The sequence below is a fragment of the Pseudomonas sp. S1(2024) genome, assembly GCF_046557535.1.
The window spans coordinates 1-9,123 of sequence record NZ_JBKGFP010000080.1; the positions used below are offsets into that span (position 1 = coordinate 1).

The 9,123-nt window shown below is 64.1% G+C and carries 6 protein-coding genes; 4 read left to right on the forward strand and 2 right to left on the reverse strand.

Annotation, left to right across the window (positions count from 1 at the left end; all coding sequences use genetic code 11):
• The first annotated feature begins 195 nt into the window (after nt 1-195).
• Both ACLCGK_RS22035 and ACLCGK_RS22040 read left to right on the forward strand, forming a co-directional pair.
• The gene (locus ACLCGK_RS22035) at nt 196-1,344 is read left to right on the forward strand and encodes a pyridoxal phosphate-dependent aminotransferase (RefSeq protein ID WP_410952907.1); all 1,149 of its coding nucleotides are present in this window, start codon (nt 196-198) and stop codon (nt 1,342-1,344) included.
• The gene (locus ACLCGK_RS22040) at nt 1,332-2,123 is read left to right on the forward strand and encodes an amidohydrolase (RefSeq protein WP_015269022.1); all 792 of its coding nucleotides are present in this window, start codon (nt 1,332-1,334) and stop codon (nt 2,121-2,123) included. Before ACLCGK_RS22035 ends, ACLCGK_RS22040 begins: the two co-directional genes overlap by 13 nt.
• Nucleotides 2,124-2,307: 184 nt before the next feature.
• Here ACLCGK_RS22040 and ACLCGK_RS22045 read toward each other — a convergent pair whose 3' ends face one another.
• A complete protein-coding gene (locus ACLCGK_RS22045) occupies nt 2,308-4,863 on the reverse strand; it encodes a PepSY domain-containing protein (RefSeq protein ID WP_410952908.1) in 2,556 nt (851 codons plus the stop codon).
• A gap of 260 nt (nt 4,864-5,123) precedes the next feature.
• Nucleotides 5,124-7,436, reverse strand: a complete 2,313-nt coding sequence (locus ACLCGK_RS22050) for a TonB-dependent receptor (RefSeq protein WP_410952909.1) — start codon at nt 7,434-7,436, stop codon at nt 5,124-5,126.
• A 222-nt stretch (nt 7,437-7,658) separates the two neighbouring features.
• On the opposite strand from ACLCGK_RS22050, the gene ACLCGK_RS22055 reads away from it, so the two are divergent.
• Together ACLCGK_RS22055 and ACLCGK_RS22060 are read left to right on the forward strand one after the other, a co-directional pair.
• Complete coding sequence (locus tag ACLCGK_RS22055; protein ID WP_410952910.1) at nt 7,659-8,339, forward strand: Fe2+-dependent dioxygenase; 681 nt, start codon at nt 7,659-7,661, stop codon at nt 8,337-8,339.
• Nucleotides 8,340-8,342: 3 nt separating this feature from the next.
• A complete protein-coding gene (locus ACLCGK_RS22060; protein ID WP_410952911.1) occupies nt 8,343-9,092 on the forward strand; it encodes a tetratricopeptide repeat protein in 750 nt (249 codons plus the stop codon).
• Nucleotides 9,093-9,123 lie beyond the last annotated feature (31 nt).

The window sequence follows — 9,123 nt, forward strand, 5'->3', positions numbered from 1 at the left end:
CCTCTCCCCCCCCCCCCCTCTCCCTCCCCCCCCCTTCTTGTTTTTGCCTCCCCCCCCTCCCCCCCCCCCAACCCCGCGAAGAGGCCCTTTGATCCAGCGCAAATCCCCCTATTGTTTCAACCTTTTTCCTGACCGCTTGATCCGCTATGCTCGGACTCCACCCCGTGCCGGATACACCCCAGGAAAGAGGGCTCCATGATCCGCAGCAAACTGCCGAATGTCGGCACGACCATCTTCACCACCATGTCCCAGCTCGCCGTGCAGACGGGCGCGCTCAACCTGTCGCAAGGCTTCCCCGACTTCAATGGCCCGCAGGCGCTGCTCGATGCAGTCGGCCGGCATGTGGCCGCCGGGCATAACCAGTATTCGCCGATGACCGGCCTGCCGGCCCTGCGCCAGCAGGTGGCGGCCAAGGTCGCGCGGCTGTATGGCGCGCAGGTGGATGCCGACCAGGAAGTGACCATCACCCCTGGCGCCACCGAGGCGATCTTCTGCGCCATCCAGGCAGTAGTGCATGCCGGTGACGAGGTAATCGTCTTCGACCCTTGCTACGACAGCTACGAGCCGTCCGTGGAACTGGCTGGTGGGCGCTGCGTGCATGTACAGCTGAGCGATGGCGATTTCCGCATCGACTGGCAGAAGTTCAGCGATGCCCTCAGCCCGCGCACGCGCATGGTCATTCTCAATTCGCCGCACAACCCCAGCGGTGCGCTGATCACCCGTGAAGACCTGGACCAACTGGCCCGGCTTATCGCTGACCGCGATATCTACCTGGTCAGCGACGAGGTCTACGAGCACCTGGTCTATGACGGCGTACGCCATGCCAGCGTGTTGGCCCACGAGCAACTGTACCAGCGCGCCTTCGTGGTCAGCTCGTTCGGCAAGACTTATCACGTCACCGGCTGGAAGACCGGCTACGTGGTCGCCCCGCCGGCGCTGAGTGCCGAGCTGCGCAAGGTACACCAGTACGTCAACTTCTGCGGTGTGACCCCGCTGCAGTGCGCCTTGGCCGATTTCATGGCCGAGCACCCCGAGCATATCGATGGACTGCCGGCCTTCTACCAGGCCAAGCGAGACCTGTTCTGCGGCTTGCTGGAGGGCTCGCGGTTCCGCTTCACCCGCACGGCGGGTACCTATTTCCAGCTGGTGGACTATTCGCAGATCCGCCCGGACCTGAACGATGTCGACATGTCGCTGTGGCTGACCCGTGAGCACGGCGTGGCGACCATCCCGGTGTCGGTGTTCTACCAGCAACCCATCCCCGAGCAACGCCTGGTCCGCCTGTGCTTTGCCAAACGAGAGGAGACGCTGCGTCAGGCAGCGGAAAAACTATGCGCGATCTGAGTACACTGCCGAATCTGAAAGTCGCCCTGGTGCAGACCACTCTGGCCTGGCACGACCGCGAGGCCAACTATGCGCACTTCGAAGTGCTGCTGGAGCAGGTAGGCGAAGTGGACCTGGTGATCCTGCCGGAAATGTTCACTACCGGTTTTTCCATGCAATCGGAAAGCCTGTGCGAGCCGGAAAACGGCCCGACCTACAAATGGCTGAAGGCCCAGGCGAAGAAGTACAACACGGTGATTACCGGCAGCGTGATCATCCAGGCCGCCGATGGCAGCCACCGCAACCGCCTGCTGTGGGCTCGGCCTGATGGCGAGATCCTGCATTACGACAAGCGCCACCTGTTCCGCATGGCCGGTGAGCACAAGCACTACACCCCGGGCGAGCGCCAGGTGCAGTTCGAGCTCAAGGGCTGGCGTATTCGCCCGCTGATCTGCTACGACCTGCGCTTCCCGGTGTGGAGCCGCGATGCCCAGGACACCGACCTGTTGCTGTACACCGCCAACTGGCCGGCTGCGCGCCGCCAGCACTGGAACCGCCTGTTGCCGGCGCGGGGTATCGAGAACCTGTGCTATGTGGCGGCGGTGAACCGGGTGGGCACCGACGGCAAGGGCTTTGCCTACTCCGGCGACAGCCAGGTGCTGGACTTCCAGGGCGAGAGCCTGCTCAGTGCCGGGGAGGCCGACGGGGTGTTCACCGCGGTGTTGAGTGCGGCGGAACTGGCGGCCTACCGGGCCAAGTTCCCGGCCAATCTGGATGCTGACACCTTCGAGCTGCACTAGGCCGGAACTGTATGGCTTGAATTGGCCTGTATGGTCTGAATTGGCCTTTATTGTGGGAGCGGCCTTGTGTCGCGAAAGGGCTGCGTAGCAGCCCCAGCAATTCATGCATCGCTGCCGATATCCTGGGGCCGCTGCGCGACCCTTTCGCGACACAAGGCCGCTCCCACAAGGGCGGTGCAGCTAGCTAGTACACATCCCGCCGATACCGCCCATCCTCGATCAGCTGTTGCACAACCGCTTCCCCGAGGATGCCGTTGAGCGCCGCATCCACCCCGGCAGCCATGCCTTGCAGGCTGCCGCAGACATACACACAGGCACCATCCGCGACCCAGCGCTTGAACTCTTCAGCCTGCTGCAGCAACACATCCTGCACATACACCTTGTCGGCCTGATCCCGCGAAAAAGCGAGGTCCAGGCGTGCCAGGTCGCCGTTGTCCAGCCAGCCTTGCAGCTCGTTGCCGCACAGCAGGTCATGCGCCCGGTTACGCTCGCCGAACAGCAGCCAGTTGCGCTGCTCGCCAGCATTCACCCGCGCGCGGAGCAGGCTGCGCAGGCCGGCCAGGCCGGTGCCGTTGCCAATCAACACCAGCGGTGCCGCCGTTTCCGGCAGGTGGAAGCTGCTATTGCGCCGCAAACGCAGGCTCAGCGTACCGTCAAGCGGCAGGTACTCTGTCAGCCAGCCGGAACCCAGGCCCAGGTTGCCATCGGCATGGCGTTCCTGGCGCACGATCAGCTCCAGCACGCCATCGCTGGCGATCGAGGCAATCGAGTATTCGCGGCTGCCGATCGGCACCAGTGCGTCGACCAGCGCCTGCGGCTGCAAACCGACCAGGTGATCGCGACGGGTCGGCAACTGCCGACCGGACAGGGCCTGGGCGAGGGTTTCGGCCAAGCCATTCACTTGCACCTTGGCGCCGCCGTCCAGCGCCATTCCATCGAGGAAGGCGTCGATCCTCGGCTGGCCGTTGAGCGGCAGGATCTCCACCAGGTCGCCGGCTTCCCAGCTGGCGGGCTGCTCCGGTCGCAGGCCCAGCAGGTACACCGGCTGGCCCTGGCTGCCCGGGTTGAGCAGTTCGCGGCGCACCAGCGACCAGTTGCCGAAACTCGGCGGTTGCCAGGCGGCCACTGGCTGGGCGCCGGTCAGTTGCGCCAGTTCCTGCTGCCACTGCTGCAGCGCGGCTTGGTCGGCGTTGTCCACTTCCACCGGGCTGAATGCGCTGCTGGCCCCGCGTTCGCCCAGCCATGCCTGCAGGCGGCGGGCGAAGCCGCAAAAGTGCGGATACTGGCGGTCACCGAGGGCGAGCAGGGCATAGCTGAGGTGGTCCAGCGCCCAAGGCTGGCCTAGCACCTTGCGCTCGAAGGCGCGGGCGCTGTCGGGGGCTTCGCCGTCGCCGAAGGTGCTGACCACGAACAGCGCACGGCGGGCCTGGCGCAGGTCGCTTTCACCCAGTTCTGCCAGGGCGCGTACCTGCACTGGCAGGCCGGCGGCCTGAAGCTGCCCGGCGCTCTGCCAGGCCAGTTGTTCGGCAAGCCCGCTCTGGCTGGCAAAGCCGATCAGCCAGCTGTCGCCGCTGGCAGTGTTGCTGGTGACGTTGCCACGGGCGGCACGTACCTGGCGCTTCTTGCGACGGCGGTCGAGGTACAGCAGCCAGCCGGTGACGAAGAACAGCGGCATGGTCAGGCTGGCGATGGTGACGATGATGCGCCCCGGCAGGCCGAAGTATTCGCCCACGTGCAGGGCGTAGACGCTCTGGAGCAGCTGGGCCTTGAAGGACTTGTCGGTGTAGCGGTCATGTCTTTTCACCTGGCCGCTGGCCGGGTCCAGTACCAGGGTGTTGAAGGCACGTGGGTGGTCGGCGTTGTCCAGCAGGTAGAACAGGTTGGCCGGCTGGCCGCCTACCGGTGGCAGGCGCAGGTTGTACATGGCCAGGCCCGGGCCGGCAGCGTCCTTGAGGTTGGCCCAGATTGCGTCGTAGTCGACCACCAGCGGCGGGGCGTTCTTGTCGATCTTCTGCGGCCCGTGGCGGCCACGACCTTCGCCGCGCTTTTGCTGCTGGCCGGCGGCCGGCGCGTCGGCCAGCAGCTTGTTCAGGCCCTCGCGGTACCACTCGTAGGACCAGAACAGCCCGGTCAGGGCGAACAGCAGGTAGAACAGCAGGCACCAGGTGCCGGCCACCGCATGCAGGTCCCAGTTGAAGGCGCGGCCTTTCTTGGCCCAGTCGAAGGTCAGCCAGGTGCGCCAGTCCAGCGCCTTGCGCGGCCAGCGCAGGTACAGGCCGGAGAGGCAGAAGAACACCAGCATCAGGGTGCAGGCACCGGTGATCTGCCGGCCGCTGTCGCCCATGGCCAGGAAGCGGTGCAGGTTGAGCATGAGGTTGAAGAAGCCTTGCCCGGCCACTTCTCCCTTGAGTTCGCCGGTATACGGGTCGGCATAGCGCAGCTGGCCACGGCGCTCGCCTGGCGGTGGGGTGAAGAAGACGCGTGCGGCGTTGCCTTCGCGTACATCGACCCACAGCATCGCCACCTTGTCGTGCTGCTGGGCCTCGACCCGCTGGACCAGTTCGGCCGGGGGCAGCACGCCCTCCGGGCGCACCTGGACCTTCAGGACATCGGCATTCAGCGCGCGCAGCAGTTCTTCCTGAAACGAGTACAAGGCCCCGGTGATACCCATCAAGGCCAGCACCAGGCCAGCGGTGATGCCAAAGAACCAGTGCAATTGGAACAGCGTCTTCTTCACCACATGATCACCTTGTGTTTCTGCCGCACACTACGCGGCGTGCATTATGCCTTGATACGCAAAAGCCCCGCTCACGGGAATGAACGGGGCGGGGGCTTCTTTTGGTGGTCTCCTGTACTGGCCTCTTCGCGGGCTTGCCCACTCCCACAGGAACTGCACAGCACTTGAACCCTGTGGAGTACCTGTGGGAGCGGGCAAGCCTGCGCCCGCGAAGAGGCCGTTACAGGAGCAGCCTATCTGAGCAGATCAACCCCATCCCGGCATCAGAAGTGGACGCTGGTGGTCAACAGAGCCGTCCGCCCCGCCGCCTGGTTGGCGAAGTGGGTAGAGAAGGCCTTGTCGTAGTACACCTCGTTGGTCAGGTTCTGCACGTTCAGCTGCAGGTCGATGTTCTTGGTCAGCTTGTAGGCGGCCATGGCGTCGTAGCGTACATAGCTGTCGACCATGGTGGTGTTGGCCACGCTGCCATACACGTCATCCACGTAGAAGGCACCGCCACCCACGGTCAGCTTCGGTGTAATGGAGTAGGTGGTCCACAAGCTGGCGCTGTTGTTCGGCGTGTTCGGCAGTTGGTTGCCGTCGTTGGCCTTGTTCACGGCACCACCGTCTATCTGGCGAGCTTCCATGTAGGTGTAGCCGGCAAATACCTGCCATTTTTCGGTGATCTTGCCGCTGGCAGACAGTTCGATGCCCTGTACGCGGGTTTCGCCGACGTTCTCGTAGGTAGTGGTGTCAACCTGGACGCGGGCGTTTTCCTTCTCGGTGCGGAACAGCGCAGCGGCCAGGGACAGGCGCTGGTCGAGCAGGTCCCACTTGGTGCCGATTTCGTAGTTGGTGGTTTCCTCCGGCTCCAGATCGCTGCTCAGCAAGTTGCCGGCGCGGTCGGTGGTGTTGCCCAACGGGTTGCCTTCAGTACCTTCGCCCAGCATTGCTCCGGGTGGCGTTGCGGAGGTGGCGTAGGAAACGTAGATACTGCCATTCTCGGCCGGCTTCCATACAAGGCCCAGCTGGCCGGTAACGAACTCGCTTGTATCCTTGCCTTTGGAGACAACGCCCTTGCTGTTCACCACGGTGGCGCCTGTGGCGTCGTAGGTGCGGTACTGGGTGTCGAAGTGGTCGTAGCGCAGGCCCATGTTCAACAGCCACTCGGGCGTCAGTTCGAGTGTGTCAAAAACATAAATTGCGCGGGTGTTGCTCTTGGTATCGGTGCCCGCGTAGTTGCGTGCGATGCTGCCGTTCCACGGATCGTCCGGGTTCGGGTTGCTCAGTGAGGTGCAGTTGTAACCGCTGGTGGCGCCGATCATGCCTGGGGTGCAGTTGGTGTTGGCGGTGCCGCCTGGGACGGTGTCGGTATCGACGGTGTAGCTCGAGCGCTTGCTCTCTTCTCGGCTCAGCTCGATACCGGTCGAGAAACTGTTCTTCATGCCACCCAGGTAGAACTCACCGAACAGGTCGGTCTGGTTGGTGGTGGTGGCAGTGTTGCCCACACGGGTGTTGGCGCGGCGCCAGACGCTGCCGTTGTTGACGTTACCCTTGCTGTCGTCAGGCTGGGTCAGGATGTAGTCCTGCATGCTGTTGCCATGGCGCAGGGTGTTCTTGATGGTCAGCGAGTCGGTCAAGTCGTGCTCGATGGCAAAGGTGGCAATATCCACGCGGCTTTTGCGGAAGTCACGACCGGTCAGGCCATAGAAGTTGTCGCTGTCACCGCCGTCGTACGGCTTGCTCGGGTGCGCCGAGGTGCGTGCAGTGTTGCCACCGGTCGGGATGGTGTACGGGATGCCCGAATCCGGCAGGTCGTCGCTTTCCAGATGGTAGTAGTCGAGGTTCACGCGGGTCGGAGTACCCAGGCCGAAGGCCAGCGATGGGGCGATACCCCAACGGTCGTAGTTGACCTTGTCGCGGCCGGCGACGTTGCTTTCGTGGGTCATCAGGTTCAGGCGCCCGGCAACGGAGTCGCTGAACTGGTAGTTGCCATCAAAGGTATAGCGCTGGGTCTGGTCGCTGCCCCAGGTCCAGGCGCCGTCAAGCGAGTTGCCCAGGTGGGCGCGCTTGCTCACCAGGTTGATGGTGCCGCCGGCGGCACCACGGCCGCCGATGGCCGAGTTCGGGCCCTTGGCCACTTCCACCGATTCGATGGCGAAGATTTCACGGGTTTGCGCGCCAGTGTCACGCACGCCGTCCAGGTAGGTGTCGCCTTGGGCGTCGAAGCCGCGGATGAACGGGCGGTCGCCTTGTGGGTTGCCGCCTTCGCCGGCACCAAAGGTGATGCCCGGCACAGTGCGCAGTGCATCCTGCAGGGTCAGGGCGTTGGTGTCCTTGATCACTTGCTGCGGGATCACGGTTACCGAGCGGGGGGTATCCACCAGCGGCGCGGTGTACTTCTGCGAGGATGCCTGGTCGACCTTGTAATCGGTGCTGGCCTGTTCAGCCTTGCCGTTGACGCTGGTGGCGTCGAGGGTGATAGCACTGCTGGCGACCGGGTCGGCGGCGTAGGCCGACGAAGCGCTGAGGGCTACGCCGATGGCAGACACGATCAGGCGTGGTGAACTCACTGCAGATGGTACGTACTGGCGCATTGCGAAGGACCTTCCCCAAGGTGGTAAGGCCGCGGATCTTAATGTAAGCAATTGTTAGTCACAATTGAGAGTCGTTACCATTCGTGAAGAATTTACAATCTTTACAATTTGCCTTTACGGTTTCATCAAGCTGAAACGTCTTAAGCGGCCATTGGGGCTTGTGAAGCGCAAAAGGGAATCAATATCATTGGCGCCTTACATTTTCCAAACGGTGCTGTCGCCATGCTGCTTCATATCCCCGGCCTGTTCGACGCCGATGAACTGGCCCGTATCCGCGAGGCGCTGGAGCAGGCCGATTGGGCCGACGGCAAGATCACGGCCGGCTACCAGTCGGCCAAGGCCAAGCACAACCTGCAACTGCCGGAAGGCCACCCGCTGGCCAAGGAAATCGGCAGCGCGCTGATCGACCGCCTGTGGCAGGACCCGCGCTTCATGTCTGCAGCCTTGCCGCACAAGGTGTTCCCGCCGCTGATCAACTGCTACCGCGAAGGCGGCAGTTTCGGCTTTCACATCGACAACGCCCTGCGCCAGCCCAAGGGCAGCCCGGAGCGGGTGCGTACCGACCTGTCTTCCACGCTGTTCCTCAGCGATCCGGACAGCTACGACGGCGGCGAGCTGGTGATCCAGGACACCTACGGCGAGCAGCAGGTCAAGCTGGCTGCCGGTGACCTGGTGCTGTACCCCGGCACCAGCCTGCACAAGGTCAACCCGGTGACCCGTGGCCAGCGTTACGCCGCGTTCTTCTGGACCCAGAGCCTGGTGCGCGAGGACAGCCAGCGGGCGTTGCTCTTCGAAATGGACAATGCCATCCAGCAACTGACTGCCGATGTGCCGGACCATCCGTCACTGCTGCAGTTGACCGGCACCTACCACAATCTGCTGCGCCGCTGGGCCGAGGTCTGAGCCGTGTCCTATCAGTTGCGACGTGAGGAAGTGGTGGATGTGACCGGTTTGCAGGCCATGCTGGAAGAAAGCCCTGGCAAGGCCGCCCAGGCGATCCTGGCGGCGGCAGGGCAGGGCGCGGTCGAGGCACAGTTGTTGCTGGGGCAGATCCTGCTCGACGGGCGCGGCATTCAGGCGGATGCCGCCGTCGCCAGGCGCTGGTTCGGCATCGCCGCGCAGGGTGGCAGTGCCATGGCGCACAACATGCTGGGCCGTTGCCTGGAGCATGGCTGGGGCGGTGAGCCAAGCCAGGCGCAGGCGGCCATTCACTATGCGCGTGCGGCCGATGCCGGGCTGGACTGGGGGCTGTACAACCTGGGCAACTTGCTGGCCACCGGGCGCGGCATACCGGCCAACCAGGCACAGGCGCTGATGTGCTACGAGAAGGCCGCGCACATGGGGCATGCCAAGTCGATGAACCTGTACGGGCGTTACCTGGAACAAGGCATCGCCACGGCGCCCAATCCGACACGGGCGGTGCGCTGGTATAGGCGCTCGGCCGAGGCGGGGGACTTCCGTGGCATGTTCAGCCTGGCGCTGGTGCTTGTCGAGCGGGGGCAGGTGGCGGAAGCCGGGCCTTGGCTGGAACGGGCGCGGGTCGAGGGAAACATGAATTTTCTGCGCAGTGCGCTGGTGACCTTGCAGGGGGCCGGGCCGGTGTTGATGGCCTTTGCGGCGCGGTATGCCGAGGAGATCGAACGGCGCGAAGCTTGAGGTTCCCTCAAGGCCTGTAGGAGCAGCCTTG